25 protein-coding genes are annotated in these 26102 nt (G+C 40.4%); 14 read left to right on the top strand and 11 right to left on the bottom strand.

Annotated elements, in window-relative coordinates:
• Positions 1-21: 21 nt before the first annotated feature.
• Positions 22-1455 carry an aminotransferase class I/II-fold pyridoxal phosphate-dependent enzyme gene (locus ACM0OW_RS13250; RefSeq protein ID WP_414550569.1) on the bottom strand — a complete coding sequence of 478 codons (1434 nt, stop codon included), beginning with the start codon at positions 1453-1455 and terminating at the stop codon, positions 22-24.
• Positions 1456-1582: 127 nt separating this feature from the next.
• Here ACM0OW_RS13250 and ACM0OW_RS13245 point away from each other — a divergent pair, with 127 nt between their 5' ends.
• From ACM0OW_RS13245 to ychF, 4 genes are all read left to right on the top strand, one after another.
• On the top strand, positions 1583-2803 hold the full coding sequence (locus ACM0OW_RS13245) for a DUF262 domain-containing protein (protein WP_414550568.1): 1221 nt from the start codon (positions 1583-1585) through the stop codon (positions 2801-2803).
• A gap of 14 nt (positions 2804-2817) precedes the next feature.
• On the top strand, positions 2818-3459 hold the full coding sequence (locus ACM0OW_RS13240) for a hypothetical protein (RefSeq protein ID WP_414550567.1): 642 nt from the start codon (positions 2818-2820) through the stop codon (positions 3457-3459).
• A 166-nt stretch (positions 3460-3625) separates the two neighbouring features.
• Complete coding sequence (locus ACM0OW_RS13235) at positions 3626-3856, top strand: hypothetical protein (protein ID WP_414550654.1); 231 nt, start codon at positions 3626-3628, stop codon at positions 3854-3856.
• A gap of 35 nt (positions 3857-3891) precedes the next feature.
• Positions 3892-4983 carry a redox-regulated ATPase YchF gene (ychF, locus tag ACM0OW_RS13230; protein WP_414550566.1) on the top strand — a complete coding sequence of 364 codons (1092 nt, stop codon included), beginning with the start codon at positions 3892-3894 and terminating at the stop codon, positions 4981-4983.
• Positions 4984-5161: 178 nt separating this feature from the next.
• On the opposite strand, the gene ACM0OW_RS13225 is transcribed toward ychF, so the two are convergent.
• Positions 5162-6088: a hypothetical protein gene (locus ACM0OW_RS13225; RefSeq protein WP_414550565.1), complete on the bottom strand. Its 927-nt coding sequence runs from the start codon at positions 6086-6088 to the stop codon at positions 5162-5164.
• A gap of 59 nt (positions 6089-6147) precedes the next feature.
• Here ACM0OW_RS13225 and ACM0OW_RS13220 point away from each other — a divergent pair, with 59 nt between their 5' ends.
• Positions 6148-6852, top strand: coding sequence for a DNA-3-methyladenine glycosylase family protein (locus tag ACM0OW_RS13220; RefSeq protein ID WP_414550564.1), 705 nt, complete (start codon positions 6148-6150; stop codon positions 6850-6852).
• Here ACM0OW_RS13220 and dapF read toward each other — a convergent pair.
• Complete coding sequence (dapF, locus tag ACM0OW_RS13215; protein ID WP_414550563.1) at positions 6836-7675, bottom strand: diaminopimelate epimerase; 840 nt, start codon at positions 7673-7675, stop codon at positions 6836-6838. The two genes, ACM0OW_RS13220 and dapF, sit on opposite strands and share 17 nt — an antisense overlap.
• Before the next feature lie 91 nt (positions 7676-7766).
• Here dapF and ACM0OW_RS13210 point away from each other — a divergent pair, with 91 nt between their 5' ends.
• On the top strand, positions 7767-8036 hold the full coding sequence (locus ACM0OW_RS13210) for an Hfq-related RNA-binding protein (RefSeq protein WP_414550562.1): 270 nt from the start codon (positions 7767-7769) through the stop codon (positions 8034-8036).
• On the opposite strand, the gene ACM0OW_RS13205 is transcribed toward ACM0OW_RS13210, so the two are convergent.
• Entirely contained in the window at positions 8027-10300 is a 2274-nt protein-coding gene (locus ACM0OW_RS13205) for a cation:proton antiporter (protein WP_414550561.1), read from the bottom strand. The two genes, ACM0OW_RS13210 and ACM0OW_RS13205, sit on opposite strands and share 10 nt — an antisense overlap.
• A 171-nt stretch (positions 10301-10471) precedes the next feature.
• On the bottom strand, positions 10472-11548 hold the full coding sequence (gene acsF / locus ACM0OW_RS13200; RefSeq protein WP_414550560.1) for a magnesium-protoporphyrin IX monomethyl ester (oxidative) cyclase: 1077 nt from the start codon (positions 11546-11548) through the stop codon (positions 10472-10474).
• A gap of 652 nt (positions 11549-12200) precedes the next feature.
• Here acsF and hemN point away from each other — a divergent pair.
• From hemN to ACM0OW_RS13180, 4 genes are all read left to right on the top strand, one after another.
• The gene (gene hemN, locus ACM0OW_RS13195; protein WP_414550653.1) at positions 12201-13583 is read left to right on the top strand and encodes an oxygen-independent coproporphyrinogen III oxidase; all 1383 of its coding nucleotides are present in this window, start codon (positions 12201-12203) and stop codon (positions 13581-13583) included.
• Between the two features lie 326 nt (positions 13584-13909).
• Positions 13910-14182, top strand: coding sequence for a GlsB/YeaQ/YmgE family stress response membrane protein (locus ACM0OW_RS13190; RefSeq protein ID WP_414550559.1), 273 nt, complete (start codon positions 13910-13912; stop codon positions 14180-14182).
• Between the two features lie 269 nt (positions 14183-14451).
• Positions 14452-15144, top strand: a complete 693-nt coding sequence (locus tag ACM0OW_RS13185) for a manganese catalase family protein (protein ID WP_414550558.1) — start codon at positions 14452-14454, stop codon at positions 15142-15144.
• Positions 15145-15314: 170 nt separating this feature from the next.
• Positions 15315-16070, top strand: a complete 756-nt coding sequence (locus ACM0OW_RS13180) for a DUF3891 family protein (RefSeq protein WP_414550557.1) — start codon at positions 15315-15317, stop codon at positions 16068-16070.
• 214 nt (positions 16071-16284) lie between these two features.
• On the opposite strand, the gene purH is transcribed toward ACM0OW_RS13180, so the two are convergent.
• Positions 16285-17823 (bottom strand): bifunctional phosphoribosylaminoimidazolecarboxamide formyltransferase/IMP cyclohydrolase, encoded by a 1539-nt coding sequence (purH, locus tag ACM0OW_RS13175; RefSeq protein ID WP_414550556.1) that lies wholly within the window; start codon positions 17821-17823, stop codon positions 16285-16287.
• Positions 17824-18070: 247 nt separating this feature from the next.
• Between purH and ACM0OW_RS13170 the strand changes: the two genes are divergently transcribed.
• Positions 18071-19027 (top strand): phosphoribosyltransferase, encoded by a 957-nt coding sequence (locus ACM0OW_RS13170; protein WP_414550555.1) that lies wholly within the window; start codon positions 18071-18073, stop codon positions 19025-19027.
• 125 nt (positions 19028-19152) lie between these two features.
• Here ACM0OW_RS13170 and ACM0OW_RS13165 read toward each other — a convergent pair whose 3' ends face one another.
• On the bottom strand, positions 19153-20172 hold the full coding sequence (locus tag ACM0OW_RS13165) for an SDR family oxidoreductase (protein ID WP_414550554.1): 1020 nt from the start codon (positions 20170-20172) through the stop codon (positions 19153-19155).
• Between the two features lie 268 nt (positions 20173-20440).
• Positions 20441-21151: an ROK family protein gene (locus ACM0OW_RS13160; protein WP_414550553.1), complete on the bottom strand. Its 711-nt coding sequence runs from the start codon at positions 21149-21151 to the stop codon at positions 20441-20443.
• 190 nt (positions 21152-21341) lie between these two features.
• On the opposite strand from ACM0OW_RS13160, the gene ACM0OW_RS13155 reads away from it, so the two are divergent.
• Both ACM0OW_RS13155 and ACM0OW_RS13150 read left to right on the top strand, forming a co-directional pair.
• Positions 21342-22145, top strand: coding sequence for a creatininase family protein (locus ACM0OW_RS13155; protein ID WP_414550552.1), 804 nt, complete (start codon positions 21342-21344; stop codon positions 22143-22145).
• Between the two features lie 139 nt (positions 22146-22284).
• A complete protein-coding gene (locus ACM0OW_RS13150; RefSeq protein ID WP_414550551.1) occupies positions 22285-22788 on the top strand; it encodes a 2TM domain-containing protein in 504 nt (167 codons plus the stop codon).
• Positions 22789-22976: 188 nt separating this feature from the next.
• On the opposite strand, the gene ACM0OW_RS13145 is transcribed toward ACM0OW_RS13150, so the two are convergent.
• Positions 22977-23909: a lysophospholipid acyltransferase family protein gene (locus tag ACM0OW_RS13145; protein WP_414550550.1), complete on the bottom strand. Its 933-nt coding sequence runs from the start codon at positions 23907-23909 to the stop codon at positions 22977-22979.
• A 234-nt stretch (positions 23910-24143) separates the two neighbouring features.
• Here ACM0OW_RS13145 and ACM0OW_RS13140 point away from each other — a divergent pair, with 234 nt between their 5' ends.
• Positions 24144-24485, top strand: coding sequence for a hypothetical protein (locus ACM0OW_RS13140; protein ID WP_414550549.1), 342 nt, complete (start codon positions 24144-24146; stop codon positions 24483-24485).
• A gap of 437 nt (positions 24486-24922) precedes the next feature.
• Here ACM0OW_RS13140 and ACM0OW_RS13135 read toward each other — a convergent pair whose 3' ends face one another.
• Positions 24923-25237, bottom strand: coding sequence for a hypothetical protein (locus tag ACM0OW_RS13135; protein WP_414550548.1), 315 nt, complete (start codon positions 25235-25237; stop codon positions 24923-24925).
• 32 nt (positions 25238-25269) lie between these two features.
• Positions 25270-26040 carry an SDR family NAD(P)-dependent oxidoreductase gene (locus tag ACM0OW_RS13130; protein ID WP_414550547.1) on the bottom strand — a complete coding sequence of 257 codons (771 nt, stop codon included), beginning with the start codon at positions 26038-26040 and terminating at the stop codon, positions 25270-25272.
• Between the last annotated feature and the right edge of the window lie 62 nt (positions 26041-26102).

The raw sequence follows: 26102 nt of genomic DNA, 5'->3' as shown, positions 1-26102 counted from the left end.
GCCTTTGGCGAGTATTACGAATTACGAATTACGAATTACTTTTAAAGTTTTCAGGCTGGTATCTGCACAACCAGTTATAAATCCACCCATTGATTGAATTTGTTGTAAATATTCTAAGGCTGCTGGAGTAATTAGTTCTCCAGGCATTAAAATGGGGATTCCTGGAGGATAAGGACAGACGATTTCTGTACAGATGCGATCGCTTGTTTGAGACAAAGGTAAAATTTCACTAACGGCAAAAAAGGCTTCACGGGGAGAAACACTGCCTAAATTATCCCATACAACGAACCCCTTCTGACTTGGGGGAGTACAAATTGGGTGCATCTGCGCCAGAGAAGTAAAACCTTGCACCAATTGCTCAATATCAGATGCAGTGTTACCCAAACTAATAATAAAAGTCAGATGTTGCAATGATGCAAACTCAGCCGTCACACCCAGCTTTTCGTCTAAAATTTCTTCGGCTGCAAATCCGGTTAAACCTAAACCAGAAACAGTAACAGTTAAGCGTGTTTGGTCTAAATTTGGCATTTGCAAAACCGATAATCCCGGAATTTCGCTAATTCTCCTTCTCGCTATATCTGCAAGTTCTAAAGTGCGAGACATTAGCCCTTTTCCAGATAATGCCATTTGTTGACGTGCGGCATCTAAAGAAGCTAAAAGTATATAACTAGGACTGGTAGACTGCACAAGTTGTAAAGCTTTATTGACTCGATCAATATCTATCCTATCCCCTTGGATGTGTAACATTGATGCTTGTGTCATTGCACCCAATACCTTATGAGTAGACTGTACAGTTAAATCTGCACCTGCGGCTAATGCTGAGAGAGGTAAATCAGGATGAAAAGCAAAGTGTGCGCCGTGTGCCTCGTCTACCAGTAAGGGGATATGATATTGGTGAGTAATTTGGGCGATCGCTTGCAAATTTCCACAAACACCGTAATATGTAGGATAAACTACCAGCACTGCTTTAGTATCAGGATGCTTTTCCAGTGATGTTTTTACAGCTTGCGGTGTGATACTGTGAGCAATATCTAAAACTGGGTCATATTCAGGATTAACAAAAATCGGGATAGCACCAGAAAGAATTAAGCCAGAAATTACAGATGAATGGACATTTCGGGGCATAATAATTTTATCCCCAGTGCCACAGGTAGCCAGAATAGCCGCTTCAATCCCACAGGTAGAACCATTCACCAGAAACCAAGTTTTTTCCGCCCCAAAAGCCTCTGCTGCTAATTCTTGCGCTGCTAAAATCACGCCTTGGGGTGCAAACAAATTATCTAAATCTGCTAGTTCCGTTAAATCAGCCCGAAACACTTTTTTCCCCAGTAAATCAGCCAATGGTTGAGAAATGCCTACACCTCGCTTATGTCCTGGCGTATAAAAAGGCGCGTGAGCATGGATTGTACACGCTTTTATGGCATCTAATAAAGGTGTTTGTTTTTGATTTCGCATTTTTGTATAAACTAACCGCTTATAAGTTCATCTGAAAACAATTTATGAGTTTGGACAACAGAATCGAATATAATTAACTAATAAGCTATATTAGCTGCTAATTTAAGTTTCTATGCAAATTACATCTATGCCCGAAGAAGAAGTAAACTTTTTTGAAGAAGATGAAGATCAAGAAATTGAATCTGATTCCCGCATAACTCATAGTTCAGAATTAGAAGAAATACAAAAAATTGTTGTGGCTGGAAGTGACTGGACAACAGCGACAATACTGGATCAAATGGTTCGTAAAAATATCCAGCTAAATCCAAGATTTCAAAGAAGAGATGCTTGGGATATAACTCGTAAAAGCCGATTTATAGAATCATTAATTCTGGGATTTCCTGTACCACAAATAGTATTAGCTGCTCAAAAAGAGCGAAAAAAATTCATAGTTCTTGATGGTAAGCAAAGATTGCTAACAATTCTTCAATTTTATGGTGAGAGTGAAACTCCAAATAACGCTTTTGCTTTAAAGAATTTAGAGTTCATAACTGATATGAATGGTAGCACTTATGAAGACTTAAGAAGTCAGCCTTTTTTGAATAAAGTGCTTGATGATCTTGATAACCAAACTATTCGTACTATAGTAGTTCGGAATGTAGACACCGAAAATTTTCTGTATAAAATTTTTCTCCGTCTTAATGTACAAAGCACTCCTTTATCAGCACAAGAACTAAGACAAGCATTGCATCCTGGTGATTTTATCAATTTTCTAGATGACCAATCAATTAAAAGTCAGGCGCTGAAAAAAATATTCAAATCACCAAATCCTGATTTTCGGATGCGTGATGTCGAATTACTGCTGCGTTATGTAGGATTCCATTATTTTATATCTGAATATCGGGGAAATCTTAAAGCATTTTTAGACGAAACTTGTCAAAAGCTTAATAAAGATTGGGATCAAAGACATGATAATATTGACAATGTAGTTAATGAATTTGAAAAAGCAGTAGAAACTACCATTAATATATTTCAGGAAAAAAACTTTTGTCGAATGTGGTTAAACAATGAAAATACATATCGAAAACGTTTTAATAAAGCTATTTTAGATGTGATGGTTTTTTACTTTTCGGATGAAATTATCAGACAGTCTGCGGAACGAAATAAAGAAAAAGTTGAAGATTCGTTTAAAAAGTTATGTTCATCAAATACTAAGTTTAGGGAAGGTGTTGAGGGAACTACCAATAATATTCGGGAAACTTACAATCGTTTAAGATGGTGGGGTGAAAACCTACTAGAAGTTTTAGATGTCGAGTTTAATCTACCTGAATTTAGAGATAATCGTATTGTATTCAACGGTTTGAGGTAGCATTTATTTTAAATATGCCAAAATCCGTGAGATTTCGTACTTTAAACAAAGAATTAACTAGGCTCAAAAAACAATTTCTTCCTAAAATTAGCCCCATTGGTTTATATTCAGAAAGACAGTTATCTAGAACTCTTGCATACAGAGTGTTAGCCCATGCTGAAATTGAATCTTATCTTGAGGATAGAGCTTGGGAAGTTACTCTGAACGCTAAACAAGTGTGGGATAACGGAGGTAAAACCTGTTTGACTTTGATAAGTTTAGTTGCTTTCTCCGGTCAAATGATGGAGATACCACCACTTACACTGACACCACCAACAACAAATAGAAATAATTCATTAGATAAAATAAAGATAAGTAAAAAAATAGACTTAGCCATTAAGTCTTTTAAAAAAGTTCTTGATAATAATCATGGAGTCAAAGAAGCTAATATTTTGGCATTACTCTTACCCATAGGGATAGATAGTGATGACTTAGATCCTGCTTGCCTTGCTACCATGAATACATTTGGTAAAGAAAGAGGTATTGTAGCGCATACCTCAGCTACATCCTACAGAACTATTCAACCACCAGATCCTGCAAATGAATTAAGCATGGTAAGACAGATTACTGATGAACTTTTAAAAGTAGATGAATTAATTAATAAGTTGATGCAATGAAAATTAAACGCCACATTTAGTTTATGAGAATTGTGGGATAATAGATTATCAAGCTGAATAGCTGAAAATTAGAATCATCTTTAGCTGGGATAGCCATTTTGGGAGATGTCGGTTGCCTGAGTTTTGATCTAGCTTGGGAAAGTCGAATCATAAAATTAGACATACCGTGATTTATCCCACAGCTATTTCTGTACCAGAACCACAAATACCCAACCCCGAACCGAACCCATTACCCAGTCCCCAACCATTACCAGCACCAGTTCCAGAGCCAGTTCCAACCCCCATTCCTCAACCAGTTCCAGCACCAGCACCAGCACCAGCACCAGCACCAGTACCAGCACCTATTCCCCAAACAGTTCCAGGAACAATCCCCCAAACCATCCCTGAACCTGTTTAAATTGACTTTGTAGTTAACAAAATCTCCAATCGAAAATGCTAAGAGCCGGAATTGTCGGACTTCCCAACGTCGGAAAATCTACTTTATTTAATGCTGTAGTGGCGAACGCCAAAGCCGAAGCAGCTAACTTTCCCTTCTGCACGATTGAACCGAATGTGGGCATCGTCTCAGTACCGGATGAGCGCTTAAACGTTCTGGCTAATATTGCCAGTTCTGTACAAACTATACCAGCACGGGTTGAGTTTGTCGATATCGCCGGCTTGGTTAAAGGTGCTAGTCAAGGAGAAGGATTAGGTAATCAATTTTTGTCCCACATCCGCGAAGTTGATGCAATTATCCATGTGGTGCGTTGTTTTGAAAATGAAGATATTATCCATGTCGCCGGTTCTATTGACCCAGCGCGAGATATTGAAATCATTAATTTAGAATTGGGTTTATCTGATTTAGCGCAAATTGAACGCCGAATTGACCGCACTCGTAAACAAGCCCGCACCAGCAAAGATGCACAGTTTGAAATCACAATTCTGGAAAAACTAGCTGCGGCTTTAAATGAAGGTAAATCTGTCCGTCAGGTAAGTTTGGCGGAAGAAGAAGTAGAGATTATTAAGGGATTGGAACTACTAACCAATAAACCAATTATTTACGCTGCTAATGTTTCTGAAGAGGAATTAGCAACGGGGAATGATTTTGTCGAAAAAGTTCGGCAAGTTGCAGCTAGTGAAAATGCCCAAGTTGTGATTGTTTCGGCGCAAGTAGAAGCTGAATTAGTGGAATTACCAGAAGCAGATAAAGCTGATTTTCTAGAATCTTTAGGTGTCAAAGAAGGCGGTTTAAAATCTTTAATTCGGGCGACTTATACCCTTTTAGGTTTGCGAACATATTTCACCTGTGGTCCCAAAGAAACCCGTGCTTGGACAATTAACGCGGGAATGTCTGCACCCCAAGCGGCTGGAGTAATTCACACTGATTTTGAACGGGGATTTATTCGCGCTGAAACCGTTGCTTATGACGCTTTAGTTACACATGGTTCTATGAGTGCGGCAAAGGAAAAAGGCTTAGTTCGCAGTGAAGGAAAAGAATATATTGTGCAAGAAGGGGACGTAATGTTATTCCGGTTTAACGTGTAGTTATTCAGTTAACAGTTATCAGTTATTTTCAGGTAAATAGACCACGCGGTAGGGGTGCAAGACTTTGCGCCCCTACGACAGATGTGGTTCAAATACATGAAAATGAAAGCGGAGTTTTCCAAATCCCGTGAAAAGTTAGAATCTAAATCTCCCCACTCAGCACTTTGCTATAACTGATTCAATTTCTTCCCATAATGTATACATAGGAACCCAAGTTTTCGTCATCTGTACCCAAAACCACACCACCATCTGCACCAGGGACAAGTTCTATCCCTTCAATTTTCCGGTAATTAGAACGGTGGAGAGGTGTAAATTCTGCATTTTGTCGCCAGAGGATTTTATTACTATTAAATCCCAGAGAACCAGCTATATATACAGCCGATTGAAAGGGTCCATCATCTCCAATATCACTGGCAGAGGTAATATAAACTACTCCGGTGGGATCTATTTTTATATCGGTAAGATGGCGCACATTCTCAGAGGGAAATGGTACTTGCAATTCTCTAGAACCTGCAAGGGTAATTTGATATTTAGCTAAATCAAACGTTCCCCAATACATGATTCCCAGTTGTTCTCCTGCGCCTCGATGACCCCATATAGCAACTAATTTATTATCTATATTCTGCAAGCTGAATCCTTCAAAGTTACTATCTTTGGGTACTGCTGGTAAGTTAAATTCTTTGATAACCTCAACAGTTTTTTTTACAGCATCTAATTGTAGATAATAAGCTTTGCCAAAACTGGTTAAAGCGATAAAGTCAGTGTTATTTTTCCCTGGAACCGATGTTATGGCTTCTAAGTCGATGGGTAATTCTGTATCATTAGGCCAGTCTATGGGGAAATATTCAGGTTGCTTTTTACCTTCAATACTAACTATGGCCAGACGACCTTGATTTTTTTGTTTGTTGTCATGAACAATTAAAAATTCTAGGGTGTCGTTTTGCTGTTCTACTAACGCTATACCACTAATACCAAAGAAAAAACCACCCCGCACTGGTAGCCAATCTCGCGCCAAAGTGGGCTGTGATATGAGTAAAAATATAGTTAAGACAAATATAGGAATGATTAATTGGAAAAATCGAGGCATTGTCAAAAATGTTTGCATAGATGCTCAATCATAGCAAACTACGGCGATCGCCTTCAGTTGGCAAAAGGTGAAAAAAGATGACATTGAGAGAATCAGCAGCACCAATACCTGAACTATTATCTTTGACTACAGAAAGTTTTACCTATGCTTTGGAAGTGCTAGCTAATATTGACAGCGATTTAGCTCATATTTTAGAGACGCTAGGAAATCCACCGAGATGGGAAAGAGAATCGGGTTTTCCCACGTTGCTGAGGATAATTCTGGAACAGCAAGTTTCTTTAGCGGCTGCGAATGCTGTATTTAATCGATTGTCTGGAGTTGTTCTATCCCTCACACCAGAGAATTTCATTAAACTTGGTGATGTTCAATTACAAGAGGTTGGTTTTAGTCGCCAAAAGATGCGCTATTGTCGTGAATTAGCAGATGCAATCGTCAATGGTCGGCTTGATCTCGCCAAGCTGGAGACAATGGATGAAACTGCGATTAGAACCGAGTTAAAGCGTATTAAAGGTATTGGAGATTGGACAGTTGATATTTACTTACTGATGGCGCTGAAACGTCCTGATGTCTTTCCTAAAGGTGATTTAGGAATTGCGATCGCCTTCGGCGCGGCTTTGCCTATCGCTATACAAAATATCAAAAAATTACCGACACGTCCAACACCTGCACAAATAGAAGTAATTGCTCAAAACTGGCGACCGTGGCGCGCAGTTGCTACCAGAATCTTATGGCATTACTATCTCAGTAATGCCAAGAGAAAATCAGTTAAAGTTGACCTGTGAATACCCGTTCGGCTGGGCCTGTCATGTAAACTCGTTGGTCGATTTCTGACCATTCAATCTGCAATGGACCACCTGGTAATTCTACAGTGGCGATGCGATCGCAATTTCCAGTCAGTACCCCAGCCACTAAGGCAGCACAAGCACCTGTCCCACAGGCTAATGTTATACCTGCGCCTCGTTCCCATACCCGCATTTTTACATAGTCTCGACTGACTACTTGAATAAATTCAGTATTTATGCGTTGAGGAAAGGCTGGGTGATGTTCAAATTGGGGTCCGATAATTTCTAAGGGAATAGCAGCAACATCTGAAACAAAGGTTATACAGTGGGGATTTCCCATACTCACACAGGTAACTTCCCAAGTTTTACCCGCAACTTCTATGGGTTGATTAATTACTTTTGTCTCAGCAGTACCCAAGGTGGTGGGAATTTCTCCAGCTAGTAATCTTGGTAAACCCATATCTACCTTAACTTGCCCATCAGCCATCAGTTGAGGTGTAATCATCCCAGCTAAGGTATGAATCTGATATGAGTCTTTGTTTCGAGATTCGCCTTCTAAATCGGCGATAAATCTACCTAAACAGCGAATCCCATTCCCACACATTTCCGGTTCTGAACCATCGGAATTAAAAATCCGCATGGTGTAATCTGCACCGTTTTCTCCCGGTAAAGCAAAAATCACACCATCAGCACCGATACCAAAGTGGCGATCGCACAATGGAATTGCTTGCTCAGGAGTCAATAGTGGTAAGGATGACGCGCGATTGTCAACTAAAATAAAATCGTTTCCCAGACCGTGATACTTAGTAAATTCGATTGCCATTTTTTCGATGATGAATTAAGAATGATTAGGGATAGATTGGTATTGGACAATAATCTTCCCCAGTTCCTCAATTATTCCATCATTACTAAAAATGCCTACAATTGAATTTGATACGTCATTACCTAGCATTCGCCAACTACAAGAACTCATTAAACAAAAAACAGTGATCGAGTTGAAACTGGTAACGGGTGATCTGTTGACAGGTAAGGTTTCCTGGCAAGATCAGAACTGTGTTTGTCTTGTTGATGATCATAATCGGCAAATCACTATTTGGAAACAGGCGATCGCTTATTACACCAGCCTAAGTAATCCTGAGACACAAATGCGATCAATCGCGTCTGTACAAGCAAGTCAAGAATAAGATTTTAAAGGTGTGATGCTGCTAGCAAAAAATGGTTGGAGTTGATTTAAACTCGACAATTTACCGCAGAACAGCAATTGATCGCCAACTCGCAAATCGGTTTTTTGCTCAGGACTGCGGATAAATTTACCATCTCGTCGCATCGCTTGTACTTGAACTCCTGATTCTGGGTGCAGATCCAAATCTGCAAGGGTGATACCTAAAACTGGACAATCAGCATTAACTATAATCCACTGACAAGCTTTATTTTCTCCAGGAACAGCCACTTTTCCCTGAGCAAATTCTTCTAAAGCTGCTAATTCCTCAGATGCGCCCACTAACAACAAGCGATCGCCTGCTTCTAAGATAGTTGTAGCATCGGGATAATCTATTTCGACTTCGTTAGCACGGCGAATAGCCATCAAACTTGCGCCTGTTAAGTAGCGGATATCCGCTTCGCCTACACTCATATCAATCAGGGGTGAAGCAGCTGGTAGGGTATACCAACGGCGATTTAAATCACGAGTAGCTTGCTGCAAATCACGAGAAACTTGTGAAGGCGATCGCTCTGGTCGTAATGTTAAATAATGATCGTTACGAATTTGCTTCATTTCCTGTTGCACGACAAAGGATAAAAACCCTAAGCTGGTTAATAAATGACTAGCCATTTCTAAGCTAGCTTCAAACTCTGGTTGGACTACTTCCTTCGCTCCCAATTGATACAGGACTTCAATATTTTTATCTTGAGTCGCACGGACAACCAAATCTAATTCTGGACATAATTCTAAAGCCCGTTTTAAAGCAAGTCGGGTACTCATAGGATCAGGAAGTGCGATCGCCATTCCCTTCGCATTATTTACCCCCGCAGTTTCCAAAACGTGAAGACTCACACAATTACCATAAACATAAGGCACTCCCTCCTCCCGTAATTGCTGTATCCTTCTTTCTGATTGGTCGATAACTACCACAGATAAATCGTGCTGTTGTAACAACCTCACCAAATTCTTACCCACTCGCCCATAACCGCAGACGACAACATGACTTTTTGAAGGTAAATTATCCGAAACATCACGGGGATAATTTTCTTCTAAATAGGGTTGTAACCAAGGCATTGATTCGGCACAATTAAATAAAAATGGCACTAATCGCAACACAAAGGGAGTCAGCATTAAAGTAACTGCTGTAGTTCCTAAAATCAGCAAATATACTCGCCGCGAAACTAAGCCCAAAGCCTGCCCTTCACTGGCTAACACAAAGGAGAATTCCCCAATTTGCGCCAGTCCTAGCCCAGCGATTAAAGCTGTTTTCAAAGGATAGCGAAACAGTTTTACTAATGGAGTGATAATTAAAAATTTACCGACGAATACCAGTGCTACCAATACCAAAATCAATTCGATATTCTTCCACAAAAACACTGGATCAATTAACATCCCAATGGCGACAAAAAATAAACTAGCAAAAATATCTCGCAGTGGTTCGACATAAGTTAAAGTTTGGTCAGCATATTCCACCTCTGATATCATTAAACCAGCAACAAACGCCCCCATTTCAATTGATAGTCCCAAATGTTCTGTCAGCAGAGCAATACCTAAACACAGCGTTACCACACCTAATAAAAATAATTCTCGGCTTTCCGTGCGGGCGAGGATTTGCAACAAAGGCGGAATTAGCCAAATCCCGGCCACTACTGCACCCCCAGCAAATAAAGCCAGCCGTAACAACGCTGTGAGAACTGCAATTCCAATAGTTTCGGCTGGTTGATTTAGAGCTGGTAATACAGCAATCATTAATCCCAGGGCTAAATCCTGTACTACCAAAATCCCTAGCATCACTTGTCCGTGGGGCGTTTCTGTTTCGTTACGCTCCATTAAGCATTTGAGGACAACTGCGGTAGAAGATAAAGATAAAATTGATCCTAAAAATACACCTTTAGCAGGTAAATCTTCCCCAGCCCCGGTGATTCCGCACACTATCACGGTGAACAGAATCGTTAAGACAATTTGTAGCCCACCTCCTCCCAATGCGATCGCTTTTACTTTTTTTAGTTCAGCAAAGGAGAATTCCACACCCAAAGCAAATAATAAAAAGGCGACTCCAAACTGAGCCAGTGTTTCTACTTGAATAACTTCCTTAATGACTCCCAAACCGGCTGGCCCGACAATCATCCCGCCGATCAGATAGCCCAGCAGCACAGGTTGGCGTAAAAGTGAAGCTAAAAGCCCACCACAGGCGGCGACGGCGAGAACTGTAACTAAATCAACAATTAGTCTAAAATCTTCCTGCACAAATTTTTCAAAAAAATATTAAGTCCTATGAACTTAGGATACAAAGTTTTTATATCTGAGGGGAGTAATCAGGGATGATTTTTCCGGGATGCAAAAAAAATTACATTTAGATCCCCGACTTCTTCAAGAAGTCGGGGATCTGAGCCTCTGGATATTTGCCGCATTTGATGTTTAACGAACTGTGGCGCGTGTTGATTCTGCGTCAATGGGTTTAATCAGATACAGCCGCAACATATTAGAAACAATCGAGAACATGGGGGGGATTTTTTGCCAGAACTTGACAAATGGAGAACAATTACTTGCTTTAATCTCCGTCAATCTCTGAGTACTGAGGAAACACTGTTCTAACCGCCAGAAAAACTGCGGGTGATTAGTATCCAAAATCAGAGGAAATGCTCGTGATGAGGTATTATTTGTCTCCTCAATGACTCTATTATTGTATTTGCGGGGATGTATACCAATGGCTTCATAAAATGTCGCCCGTTCAAAGACTGTAATGGTATGGGTGACAAATACAGTTAGCAAAAAGAAACGTACCCACAACCGCGCTCTCCAATTGTTCCATAATTTTGGTTGCGATCGCAGTAATGCCTTAAAGAAATCGCCGTGTCGGTTTTCGTCCTGACACCAACTTTCAAATTTACGGAACAGAGGATAAAATTGATATTCAGGATTTTCCTGAATATGACGATGGACTAAAATATAACGCCAGTAACCAATTTTCTCGGATAGGTAGACAGTGTAAATTACCCACTCTGGCGGGAAAAAAGTATATGTGCGATGTTTAGTTAAATAGCTTAAATCCAGAGACAGATTAAAATCTGCCATTGATTTATTCAGAAATCCGGCATGGCGGGCTTCATCCCGTGCCATATAATTAAAAGCATCAGCCAACAGAGGATTTTTGGCTTTCAGACGACGGGATAATTCTTTAAACAGCAGAAATCCGGAAAACTCGGAAGTGCATGAACGCTCCAAAAAGTCAATAAAAGCGCGGCGCTTTTCTCCCTCAACGTGATCCCACGATTGCTTAAATTCCTCATCGCGCACAAAGTGATGGCGGTTATAATCAGCCCGTAACTCCTCCACAACCGCCTGTATTTCAGCCTCATTAGCCGAAATATCCAAATTAGCCACCGCATCAAAGTCAGTGGTATAAAACCGGGGTGTTAACAACGTTTCTTGAACAGGGGCTTTAATCCCAGGCTTCAGTAATTGAGGTTCGGGGGTTTCGAGAGACTTAACCATGAGACTGCTTTCATGTTTTACCTTTTAATAGTTATATAAGCATAAATTATAGAAACAACACATCAGTTAAATTATCTAAAAGTCAAGCCGCTTCGCGGAGTCATTAGTCCTGAGAACGTCTCTACACTCCTTAACCGAAAAGTCAGGAATTCTCCCCTCTCCTGAGAGAATTGAAAATGGTGTGTTGTGCTACGCCACAACACACCCTACACCCTACACACTACACTCCTTATTCTCCCCTCTCCTTAGTAAGGAGAGGGGTTGGGGGTGAGGTTCTAGAGATCCGCCAAAATTCTTCCTTCTTCCTTTGTGAACTTTGCTTACTTTGCGGTTAGTTTATCCATAATTTTGTCTAACACCAGTGCGTATAAATTCCACAAAACCCCCATCACAACCAGAAAAATATAAAGAAAACTTAATAGCTTTCCAGTTATACAAATATTGATAGTTAAATAATTTGGTGGGAGAAAAAATGATCGCCAAAACCGACAAATGCGATCATTTCAGATTCTTGAGGCTGTTTGGTGGGAGTCAACACATCACGCACTCCCGCGACTCTCTACACTAGACAACAGAGTATACAGATTTATTGGTAGTTTAATTTCCGCAGCGCTGCATGAGGCGGAATGGTCGCAGTTTCTTGGAGGTTTTGATGGTTTTTGTCTTGCCTAGTGTCAAATTTGATCTAGAGATGATCAAAAAGTATGATCATCCTGCACCCAGATACACGAGTTACCCACCCGCTACAGAGTTAAGCACAGAATTTAGTGTAACTGATTTTCACGGTGCGATCGCCGCCTCCAACTACCGAAAATCACCTCTGTCTTTATATTTCCATATTCCCTTTTGTGAAAGTGCTTGCTATTTTTGCGGCTGTAACACAATAATTTCCCAAAATAAGAATATCGCCAAACCTTACTTAGAACATTTGGTGCGGGAAATCAAGAAGATGGCAACTTTGATTGATCAAGACAGAAAAGTTCTGCAAATTCACTGGGGTGGTGGTACACCTAACTATTTAAATCACGATCAAGTTAAATTCTTATGGAAACACATCACCGAAAACTTTAATATTGATCCACAAGCCGAAATTTCCATTGAAATTAATCCCGCCTACGTAGATCAAGATTATATTTTCTTTCTCCGCGAGGTGGGGTTTAACCGCATTAGTTTTGGGATTCAGGATTTTAATCCCCAAGTCCAATTAGCTGTAAATCGCGTCCAGCCAGAAGAACTGTTGTTTAACGTTATGGACTGGATTAAAGCCGCCAAGTTTGACAGTGTGAATGTAGACCTAATTTATGGTTTACCTTATCAAACTCTCCAAACATTTCACGAAACCGTCAACAAGACGATTGCATTAGATCCTAACCGGATTGTGGTTTTTAACTTCGCCTACGTCCCGTGGATGAAGCCAGCGCAAAAAAATATTCCTCAAGCAGCATTGCCAGAACCACAGGAAAAGTTAGAAATTCTCAAGATGACTATTGAGGAATTGACCAGTAGTAAGTATTTATTTATTGGCATGGATCATTTTGCCAAACATAACGATGAATTAGCGATCGCGCAACAAAATCACACCCTCCAGCGTAACTTTCAAGGATACACCACCCACGCCGGCACAGAACTCTTAGGTTTTGGTGCTACATCCATCAGTATGCTTCATGATGCCTATGTGCAGAACCACAAACAATTGAAAGATTATTATCAGGCGATCGCCGCAGATATTTTACCCATTAGTAAAGGAATTAACCTGAGTCAAGATGACATCATCAGACGAGACGTAATCTTATGCATTATGTCTCACTTTCATCTCAATAAGCAAGATATTGAAGATAAATATCACATCAGTTTCGATCAATATTTTGACCATGAGTTAAAGCAATTAGCACCACTGCAAGCCGATGAACTCGTGAAAATATCAACTAAGCAGATCCAGATTACAGATATCGGTAGATTATTAGTGCGAAATATCGCTGTCATCTTTGACAATTACCATCAAACCAAAGATAGACAATTTTCTCGTGCAATTTGAGCTAAGGATTACAGGTATTTTTTTCAATTGGATTGCTGTTCAAAACTGGGTAATTGGTAATTATGCTCATCAAAATCACCAATTATCCTGATAAAATTAACCTGAATTTAATATATAGCAATTATACTAAAAGATATCCCCAATTTCTTCAATAAATCGGGGATCTGAGCCTTTAAAACATCAGCAAATCTAAATGTGATTGTTATAATATAGACTCAAATTAAGTAATTCTCTACCTTTTGGTTTTAATAAGTATTTCCTCTGGCTGAAACAATTGTAAATCTGAATTGCTAAGATAAATACAGTTGAGATTTTAGAGGAAAATTATGAATCTTATTGCTTGGGCAATTTTAGGACTTTTGGCTGGTGCAATCGGTAAAGCAATTTACCCCGGTAGTCAAGGTGGTGGTATTCTCTCAACAATGATTTTGGGTATTATCGGTGCTTTTGTCGGAGGTAGTTTATTTAGCCTCTTCCAAACAGGAACGCTGCAATTAACGGCCACTAGTTTAAGTATTCCTGGTCTTTTTGTAGCAGTTATTGGCTCAATTATTGCTATTTATTTATGGGGACTGTTTACCAGCCGGACTAGCGCCTAATTTAAATTAGCAATTAGCTGATCAAAAGATGAGGAACGTGCCTGCTAAAGCTGCTTACACACTAATGTCGTAAGTTCAATATCTTACATCTAACGGGAATTGCGACGTTCTCTCACCACAAATTGAATTTTATTGCCTTCAACGCACTGATACTACTAAACAGTAGTATCTCCAGCGCTTTTTGGTATTTGAGTATTAGATATCAGAGCTACCTTATCATACCACATTCAGCTATTGTTTTTCCTTAAAAATTACTTAAGAGGCATACTATGTTTTACCACAAAAAAGAGCCTATTCACGCTGTAAATATTGCTGAACCTGACCCTCGTTTTGCTCAATTACTGCTGGAGCAGTTTGGCGGAGCAACTGGAGAATTATCAGCAGCGTTGCAATATTGGGTGCAATCATTTCACGTTGAAAATGCTGGAATTCGAGATATGCTCCAAGACATTGCTCTGGAGGAATTCGGCCACTTAGAAATGGTTGGTAGACTGATTGAAGGTCATACCAAAAATATGGATCAGACAGAGGCATATAAAAGCACTCTGTTCGCTGTCAGAGGTATGGGACCGCACTTTCTAGATAGTCAAGGAAGTGCTTGGACGGCAAGCTATTTGAATGAAGGTGGTGATGTCGTCCGGGATTTGAGAGCTAATATTGCGGCGGAAGCTGGCGCACGTCAAACTTACGAACAATTGATTAAGCTAGCAACAGACCAAGGAACTAAAAATACTTTGGTACATCTATTAACACGAGAAATTTCTCATACTCAAATGTTTATGAAAGCTCTCGATTCATTAGGTAAATTAACCGACCCATTCTTTGGTAATATTCAGCCTGATGAAACTGTCGATATTTATTACAACCTATCTACAGATGGCGATGGTAAAGACCAGCGTGGCCCTTGGAATTCTGAGCCAGCATTCAACTACATTGCTAACCCATTAGAACGCAAATCTTAAATAAACAAGAATGTTGTGTATTGCTAGGAACGGGTTTACCAATCTCTCCGTTAATCACAGCACTTTGTGTATTGGTACGGGCGGGTTTACCAATATCTGCGTTAATCAACAATGATATTTGTTAACCCGCCCCTACTAAAAATTACAATTGAAAATCGGGAGTTCGATTTGTGATTGTTAATGCTACACAAAATGGTTGGGAAATTATTTATCATCGCGCTCATGCTTTGCTAGCAGCCCAATTAGCAGGACAATGGCAGCGTAAAAACCCTCCTGAACGCTTATTTGAAACACTAGCGGCAATTTCCCATCATGATGATTTAGAGAAAGAATGGGAAGAGTATAATTTAACTGTTGGTGGTGCGCCAATGGACTTCACCCTGAGTCAAGAAGTCTCAATTGAGCGACTAACTGATTTAGCAAAAAATGCCCGCTACCGAGGAAGGTGGGTTTCGCTATTAATTTCTATGCACATTAGCCGTTTGCATGAACCAACACGGGGTAAGTTGCCAGAATTAGACAAATTTTTGGATGAACAACGGCAAAACCAGCAACGTTGGCGTGAAGAATTGGGGGTTGAAAAGGCGAAAGTTGATGCAGCTTATGCTTTTATGCAATGGTGCGTAGACGCTTTGCGGCTTGTCGTCAGACATCGCTTGTCTCTAATTTTGTGTCAACATGAATTACCTGCCGATGAGCGCTTTCTGGAAATTAGTCTAGGGCCTGATCATCAACGTTATGATATTATGCAGTATCGCAATGGCTTAGTTACTGTTCAACCCTGGCCTTTTGAGGATGAGCAGTTTACCGTCAACGTTGAAGCTTGCGACCTATTCCAAGTAAAATTTGATAGCAACTCAGAACTCACTTATGCCCTCCAGCAAGCCCCTATTAAGCTGCTAGAGTGGAAATTTGCCAAGAGTTAAAATTTAGAATGATATTGGTGTAGCCTGATTTGAAGAATTACGAATTACGAATTACGAATTAAAAAGCGCTTGGGAGTGTTGCCGTGTTTCCACCCCAAACGCTTTTTATTTTTAACTTGCTCCTCACACACAACTAGAGAATACTGCTGTTTGCTGAAAATACAAGTGTAATATGTGACAGTTTATAAACTGTCACAATGTAATACCCAAAGATTTAATGTAAAAAGTGGCGGATACCAGTTAACACCATGAGTAAACCCAATTCATTCGCAGCCTTAATGGAATCTTGATCGCGCAAACTGCCGCCTGGTTGGACAATGGCAGTAATTCCAGCTGCTGCGGCTGTTTTCACAGAATCATCAAAGGGGAAAAATCCATCGCTGGCTAAAATTGCACCTTGGGCTTTTGCGCCAGCTTGTTCTAAAGCTATTTTAACTGAACCAACGCGATTCATTTGACCAGCACCTACGCCTAGAGTAGTGCGATCGCTTGTAATCACAATAGCATTGGATTTAACGTGTTTACAGACCTTCCAAGCAAACAGTAACTCGGCTAACTCGTCGGGTGTGGGTTGACGTTCGGTGACAATTTGCCATTTACTAGAATCAGCTTGAGCATCATCAGCAGCTTGGACTAAAAAACCACCAGCGATCGCTTTCACGGTATCTTGGGGACCACTACTCAAATCTGCTAACGTTAAAATCCGCAGTTTCGATTTCGCCGCCAAAATTTCTTGGGCTTCAGGCTCACAACTCGGCGCAACCACACATTCTAAAAATGTCTTAGTTAACTCATTAGCTGTCGCCGCATCAATGGGGCGATTAAGTGCCACAATTCCCCCAAAAGCTGAAACCGAATCAGCATTAAAAGCTTTTTGATATGCTTCCACCAGAGTACTTCCGACAGCAACACCACAGGGGTTTGTGTGTTTAATTACCGTGGCTGCTGGGGTATCAGTAAACTCAGCAATAATGCGCCGGGCGGCTTCTAAATCAACTAAGTTGTTATAACTCAGTTCCTTACCTTGTAATTTTGTCGCCGCAGCCCAACCAGTGGGAGTAGTTCCGCTTTGATACCAAGCAGCAGGTTGATGGGGGTTTTCGCCGTAACGCAGAGATTGCAATTGCTGCCCAGAAAGGCTATATTCCTGGGGTAGAGAATCCTGAGATTGTTGGCTAAGATAAGCTGCTATGGCTTGATCATAACTAGCCGTATGGGAAAAACCTTTTAAAGCACATTTTTGGCGAAACTCCAGAGATGCAGTGCCGTTATTTTGCCCTAATTCCTGCAAATATTCCTCATACTGTGCTGGGTCACATAATACCGTGAGATGGGCGAAATTTTTCGATGCAGCCCGTAACATCGCCGGTCCACCGATATCAATTTGTTCCACAGCATCAGATAACGTCACCCCAGGTTTAGCAATAGTTTCCTCAAAGGGATAAAGATTCACTACCACTAAATCAATCGGGCGAATTTGGTTATTTTCTAAATCAGTCAAATGTTGGGGAATATCTCGCCGCGCCAAAATTCCGCCATGAATACGAGGATGTAAGGTTTTAACTCGACCACCTAAAATTTCAGGTGAACCAGTGTAATCAGAAACCTTAGTGACAGGTAGCCCCGCATCCTTGAGGGTTTGGGCGGTTCCCCCACTGCTGATTAAATCAAAGTTAAATTCTTCGACCAAGCGACGAGCCAGGTCAACTATACCAGTTTTGTTAGATACACTCAGCAGTGCTAGACGCGCCATGTTTTAGTTCCTCTGATGTAGGCTGTGAAGCGAAAGATCATCAGTTTTACATAAGCCTTGATTTACTTCAAGACCAGATTACAGAACTAAGGGAGTGATAAATAAAAAAAGGCTGTGATTCAAATATGGATTTGTTTCGCGCAAAGGCGCAAAGTCGCAAAGGTATATACTCGCGCAGTGTCACCAATTAGCGGATAGAATGGGTTAATAAGTTATTATTGATTAATCGACGTGATTGGAACCAGATATGAGATTTTTTGATAGTTTACCGGATTTATTTTATTTAGGTTTCTATCGTCCTAAAGATAGTGGGTATTTTAATGAATATAGTAATACTATCTTAGAATTGAAACGTCAAAAAGAGGATTCAATTAATTTTTTTATTAAAGAAATTAGAAAATTTTTGAGTGATGAAGATATTTCAATTGCTACTGTTCCGTCTGGCAAATCCTCCAATCCATCTTCAGGCATTCGTGAGTTAGCTAAACAATTGGTCAAGTCATACTCTAAATTTACTGATGCAGTTTTTTGTCTTGAACGGTTTAAAGATTCAAATGATGATCGAACTCGAACTATAGAAAAGCATTTAAAAACTATTAAAGTAGCTAATTCATCAGTTATCAAAAATAAAAAAGTGATATTAATGGATGATGTATTAACCACAGGAAATTCTATTCAAGCTTGTAAAAAAATGTTACTTGATTCAGGAACAAAGGAAATCAAAATAATTGTCTTAGGAAAAACAATAAGAAACGTTGAATATGCTCATTATTGTATTGACCAAGAAGAAGATGAATATTTAAAAGAAACTATAGATACGATAAATTCAGATTATTATTGGATATGTAAATCCTATGAAATGGAAAAAGATTCTTTAAAACAAGAAATGAATACTGCTCATATATTAGTAGATGAATGGGCTAATGATCAGCATGGATATGTTGATCCAGATGATGATGAAGAACATAATTATATAGAAGAAGAATCTCAGAAAGAACACGAAAAAATTAAGGAAGAATATGATGAAAATCTCTCTACAATAGATAAAAAGCAAGAAGAAGATTCATGCCATGAATATCATACAAGTATGGCATATGAGTGGTATGAATACTTTGTAAATCAAGCTCATCTAGTATTAGAGGGAGATAGTTGTACTTGTTTCAGTGTCGATAATCCTTTTGTTTCTTATTTCCAAGATTGGTAATTATTGCGACCTCCTGATTCCTCTCTATTTTAAAGTTTATTGAAATCACCCCGCCTTTAACTTGCGTCAAAGTCTCCCCTCTCCTTACCAAGGAGAGGGGTTGGGGGTGAGGTCAATTCATATTCTTAAGACAAATCCAAACTCTTACGCCACCCACCCAGAAAAGCTGCAACACCAACAACCCCAAGGGCTACAGCGCCCCATTTCAAAGTCGGATTCATATCCCACCAATCTAAGAAACTGGGGATTGAGAGGTTTCTAAAATCGCCCTCAATGCTGTCATAGCCAGGAATGGCGGTAAAAACATTATCCGGTGCATCCTCTGATTTTGGCTCATTGGTACGTTGACCGGGAAAGGCGATCGCGAGTAAAATTGCATCGACTAATTCCGGTGAAACCCGTTGCAGTAAATCTAATACTTTGCCTGCATCCCCCACGATAAAATCCCGCATGGGGTGTTCAGCCACATAGAGAATGGCATCAGTGACAATTTTGGGTTCGTAATAAGGCGGTATCCCCGTAGGCTTTACCCCTAACTTGGTGCGAATCTTATTGTAATAGGGTGTGTTAATTGTGGAAGGTAATATTGAGGTGACATTAATGGGTAATTTTTCATGTTGCAATTCCACACGTAAGGATTCTAAAAAACCTTCTAAACCGTGTTTAGCGGCAGAATAGGGGCTTTGTAGTGGCAAACTGCGCCTACCCTCCATTGAGGAAATATGAATTAATGAGCCGCGTCCCTGTTGTTTGAGATAAGGTAGTGCAGCCATAGCACCATACACTTGTCCCATCAAGGTGACATCCACAACTCGCTCAAATTCTTCTGGGGTAATTTTCTCAAACGGCGCGATGATACCTGTAGCCGCAGCATGAACCCAAGTATCCAAGCGCCCATATTCTGCCACAGTTTTGTCTGCGATCGCCTTAACTTGCTGAAAATCACTGACATCGGCAATAGTATATATCGCCTCACCGCCCAATCCGCGAATTTCTTCAACTAGAGACTTTAATCCAGGTTCACTGCGGGCTGACGCTACTACTTTTGCACCACGTTGGGCAAACTTTAGCGCTGTTTCTCTACCGATACCGCTAGAAGCCCCCACGACGGCGACTACTTGCTGATTAATGGGCTTTAATTGCATGGTTAATTATCCCTATCCTTTCTTTTATGGATAAGTTGGATAATTAATTTGGACATCTTTCGTGGGACTTACGCAGCAGGTAGATTTCGGGAGGGGATTTTTAAGAAATAAATTAACGTTCGCGGAGCGTGGCGTTAGCCATACCACAGAGACGCAGAGGACACAGAGAAAGATGGAAGAGAGGGGTTTTTTATTTGTCAGTCCTCAGTAGGGGCGGGTTTAGTAATATCCTCATTGATGTTGAATGATATCTGTAAACCCGCCCTGACTACGAATCTTTCCACAAAGCAATTCCACCTAATAAACCAGTGATATTCGGGATGAGTTTGACGTTTAAGGGTAGCTCAAGATTTACCCTGACAGCTTCACCGCCGCCAATGTAAAGGTAATCATAATTGAACAGTCTTTGTAAAGAGGCGATCGCTTTCTCTAAACGCTTGTTCCATCTTTTATCACCAATTTTCTCTAATTCTGCCCGTCCGAGTTGTTCTTCATAGGTTTTACCCTTGCGAAATGGATGATGTCCCATTTCCATATTTGGCACAAGTTTGCCATCTATAAATAAAGCCGAACCAAAACCTGTACCCAAGGTAATTACCAATTCCAAACCTTTACCTGCTACCGCCCCAAAACCCTGCATATCGGCATCATTAATCACTCGTACAGGCTTGTTAAGACGTTGGGACAATGCTGTTTCCAAGTCAAATCCAATCCAATCTTGATATAAGTTGACTGCTGTTTCTGTGACTCCCTGACGCACTACACCGGGAAAACCTACAGAAACGCGATGAAATTCACCTTGAGATGCTGCTAACACTTCTATAGCATCAATAATCATTTCTGGTTTAGCCGGTTGGGGTGTCTCTAAACGCATCCTTTTGGTTATGGGATTTCCTGTGATATCTAAAACCAGTGCTTTAACACCACTACCGCCAATATCAACTGATAGGGTACGAATAGATTCATGCTCTTCAATCATTGAGTTTTGTCCTTCCTACTGCTTGGTGTACTGGGGATTCGGTATTGGTTGGTACGGGCGGGTTTAGTAATATCCACAGTTGATGTTGAATCATATCTATGAACCCGCCCCTACTGGGGACTTTACCCCTGCTTCTTGCCCTCATTTCCCTGGAATCCCGTTAACATGAAAATGACGCGATAGTAGTAAGATGCACAGCTTTATTCCCCCAGAACGGTTTTTTCCCTACTTGACTTGGACTGATATCCAGGCTATGCCGAATAAGGAAAATGTAGTAATCATTCAACCAGTCGGGGCGATTGAACAACATGGCCCTCATTTACCACTGATTGTTGATGCTGCTATTGGTGTAGGAGTTCTGGGAGCAGCCCTGAAAAAACTGGATATTAGCATTCCCGCCTATGCTTTACCCACTCTCTATTATGGTAAATCGAATGAGCATTGGCATTTTCCCGGAACGATAACTTTAAGTACTCAAACCCTGACAGCAATTATTATGGAAATGGGTGAAAGTATCTACCGGGCTGGGTTTAGAAAATTGGTGTTGATGAATTCCCACGGCGGACAACCCCAAGTTATGCAAATGGTGGCGCGGGATTTGCATATTCAATATGATGATTTTTTGGTGTTTCCCTTGTTTACTTGGCGTGTGCCTCATATCACCAAAGAATTATTAACACCGAAGGAAGCAGCCCAAGGAATGCACGCGGGAGATGCCGAAACTAGCATTATGTTGGCGATTTTGCCAGAACAGGTGAAAATGGATTTAGCTGTGGCTGAGTATCCACCAGAACAAACCCAAAGCACTTTACTGAGTTTAGAGGGTAAGTTACCTGTGTCTTGGGCGACGCGAGATGTCAGTAAAAGTGGTGTAATTGGTGACGCAACCACCGCAACTAAGGAAAAAGGCGATCGCATCTTGGAATCTGTCTCAGATGGTTGGGTACAAGCTATTCAAGATATTTATGCTTTTCAACTACCCCAACCCCGATAATATTTTCCGAAATATCTGCCTACAGCTTATTGAGATTTGTTAGTGTAGATATAGTACAAATAATTTTGATGGTGGTGTAGCTGAATCACAGCTACTGAGTGGCAAACTGTTAGTAAAGGTCACACTTAGAGATAATATTATGACGGCATTTGAACCTCAGAGCCTTCGTTCTTATAGCCAAGAGGATGTGCAGCGTATTCTTCAGTTAGCGATCGCTCGTCAAGCTGATGACCAAGATAAAGAGTTTTCTTATCAGCAACTCTTGGAAATTGCGAAAGAGTTAGATATATCACCAGATTCTCTAAATTTAGCAGAAATTGACTGGCGATCGCAACACAGCGAAATCCAACAAAGACAAGCTTTTAATTCCTACCGTCTAGGAAGATTTAAAAAGCGTGTTGGTAATTATGCCATTATTAACAGTTTTTTGCTCCTGCTGGATTTAGTCGCTGGTGGCGGTCTTACCTGGTCATTGTATTTTCTACTATTTTGCGGCTTGACATTAGGCCTAGATATTTGGAATACCTTTCAAACGAAAGGCGAAGAATACGAAATGGCTTTTCAAAAGTGGAATCGCAAACATCAAATTAAACAAACCATTAATACAGTTATGACTAAGTGGTTTAAAGCGTTACAAATTTAGTTATAGCGGTTTTCTTCAGAGTTTTGGGCGAATATAATATCGCTACGCTTCGCGTTAGCGATACGCTACTACACAGGCCAAGTCGGCCTCCGTGGACTAATGAAAAACTTGGATTTTTAACCCGCGCAGGCGGGTTTAGTTTGTATAGCCGCGACTTCTAGTCGCCAGGGCTAGTAATAAATTCGACTTTACCACAATATATGATTCAGTAAATGACGAAAAAGCTTGACTCCTTTTGGTTCTTGATAATTAGTTGGTAGTAGATTAAATATGGCGTTTTGTAATACCTCCAAAACTCTATCAACTTCCTGGCGCTTGATTCTAGAAGTTTGAGCAAAGTATAGTGGTTCCCCAAAGCGCACAGTCAACTCTTTACCTAAATAAAGGTCATGAGTGCCAATTAGTACGACTGGTATAATCGGGACACCAGCTCGTAAAGCATAAATCACAGTTCCTCGTTTCAGGGGATGTAATTGACCTTCTGTGCTTCCCAAACGTCCTTCAGGAAAAACTACAAGTCCGTCACCCTGAGACAAAATTCCCTGTACAATGCGGTCTATTTGGCGCAGCGTTTGTATATCTCCCCCTGTGGGGACATTCTCCTCAATTGCTTTCGCTAGTTCCAAGAGGTCTTGTCTTCCAGCTTTAGCCGCTTCCATTACCGCCACTTCTTCTTTCCATATCCGTTCTAAAGGAATTACACCTCCCACCAAACGCAGGATAAAACGTTTCCACGCCTTGTTATACAGGGTACGCGCATCACCTAGTACGTAGTAGTGAGGATGGGTAGGAAGTTCGCCTAACAGCAGCAAGGGGTCGATATGGTGGAGATGGTTAGCAGCGAGGATAGCTGGTGTTTGAGGTATTCTCTCAAGATTTTCGACCCGTACCCGAAACAAAGTATGAATGAGCGATCGCAATACACAACGACGTACTATAGCATTAACTCTAGTTTCTGGATGTCCTTGACTAATAGCTTCCAATCGAGGGAGAATTTCTTCTATTGTACGGCGAACAGTGCGATCGCTCGCAGCCGCCACACCCTCTTGTACCCGCTTAATCGTTGCAGCCGTCAAAGTAGTATCGTCTGTTTTCTCATCGGGGTAAATTGGGGAAGTCACCGCATCAGCTCCGTCTTTCGGAAAAGATTTGTTAGCAGAACTTTTGATCAAACACTCTTTGAATTCATGAATATATCATAATTGTTCATGGCACAATCTAGAATTAACCACCAGTTAAAAGATTTAAAGCATCAATTACTCGTATCATCTGCGACAGAGGGAGAGTCAGAGTTAGAACGATAATTACAAGATTGTATTTTAATTAGAGTAGTGTATGAGTAAGGATTACAAAAAATGCAAGTTCTAAAAAGAGCCATCAAACCACAAACCTATATATCGTTCCTTCACATCTACCCAACGACTTGGGGGACTGCTGGTGATATTTGTTTAGTGCGAAAATCTGTAGCTGATAACAGTGCATCCAAGTTCATAGGTCACAAACTCCAACTAGTGATTCCCAAAGGGATGGAGCGCAATGAGTTGGCTGGCGTTCCAGTCATCAAAGTTGCAGGTCATGTCGGTGACGGACATCCTAAAGATAAACACTCAGAATGGGAAGCTTATGAAGGTATAGATAGAGAAATAGCACTTGCGGCCATGAAACCTTGGGGTTTCAACTTAATTGAGTTTAGCTAACCTCCAATCAATGTAAAATCCAGATTTTACAGCGATTTCCAGGTAAATATACCACACCGTAGGGGCGCAAGGCCTTGCGCCCCTACGACAGATGTGATTCAAATACATGAAAACTGCTATAAATCCGCACAGGCGGGTTTGATTTCTGCAAGCCCCGAATAACCTGAATATATTGCAATACAGTTCAGTTAAGCCTAAAAGTCTACGACTACGTAGGTTGGGTTGAGGAACGAAACCCAACGCTTGCATGACTTTGTTGGGTTTCACTTCGTTCTACCCAACCTACAATTTTCTTAACTGCACCGTATTGGAATATACTGTCCAGTAAAGTACATTTACTCATCCCACAGACAAGTTTTGTACTCCCGCTTAATTAAGTTAGCGTAGCGATACCTAGCATCGTTACGAATTACGAATTACGAATTACGAATTACGAATTACAAAAAATAAGTTACTAATGTTTGCGGATTTTTTGCCACCAAAACAGGTTTACCCTTAACTGCTCCATGAGTCAGAGTACAAATTTTATAAAGGTTGTCACATTCAAATATTGCCAAAACTAGCTCTTTACCAGTTGGATATGGAGATGGTAAAGATTTACCTACCTCACATTCTATATTCACACCGTTTTCCAGCCATTGTAACTTCCAAATTCGCTTTTGGGTAATTGGTGCTTGGGCAAATTTAGCAATCTTATAATAAACATCCTCGGCTCTAGTATGGTCATTAGCGGCTGGAATAAAAAATTTCATGGTTTTTGGTTTTTAGCATCAGTTAATTTCAGCTACCAAGGTAACTTACTTCCATCCCAAGAGAAAAATTTTCCACTATCACCGTCTTGAAGTTGGTCAATTACAGACAGCAATTGAGTTACACAAAGTTCCACTGAAAATAGCTTTTCCGGTGGTACGTTTCTCTGGAATGGACGGGATAGGCGTGTATCCGTTGTTCCAGGATGTAAAGTAACTATTAATGTTTTCGGACAACTTCTACCATACTCAATTGCTGCTGTTCGCATAAACATATTAAGTGCAGTTTTAGAAGCCCGATAGCCATACCAGCCACCAATTTCATTATCACCAATACTAGCTAATTTAGCAGAAATACTGGCAAACACGCTATTTTCACTATGGCGAAATAAAGGTAGTAGGTGTTTAGCCAGTAAAATAGATCCAATACTATTAACTTGGAAGTAACGCAGCAAGTTTTCAGAATTAATTTGCTTTAAGCTTTTTTCAGGTTGAAAAGTGTCGTCATGCAATATTCCTACACAGTTAATCACTAAGTGTAACTTATTGACTTCGGTTTTAATGCGTTGGACAACTTCAGCAATTTGCGACTCTTCCGTAATATCCAAAGATAAACAAATTAATTTATCAGAATATTTCTTTTCTAAAGCGATTAATTCACTTGCTGATTCAAGTTGACGATAGGTTGCATAAACTTTGGCAATTCTATCATCTTCTAGCAATTTTCTCACAAACCCTAAACCGATACCTTGACTAGCACCAATAATCAAGGCATTAGCAGAATTAAGAGTATTTCCAAAAGCCATGTCTTTCATCTTTAATAAAAAATTGTAGCATTTCCCAGTCTAATAAAGTACAAAATCATCTG

The organism is Anabaena sp. CCY 0017, assembly GCF_963920885.1.
GTDB lineage: Bacteria > Cyanobacteriota > Cyanobacteriia > Cyanobacteriales > Nostocaceae > Nodularia.
Note: the sequence above shows the minus strand (reverse complement) of the source record. Positions and strands in the feature narration are given on the sequence as shown.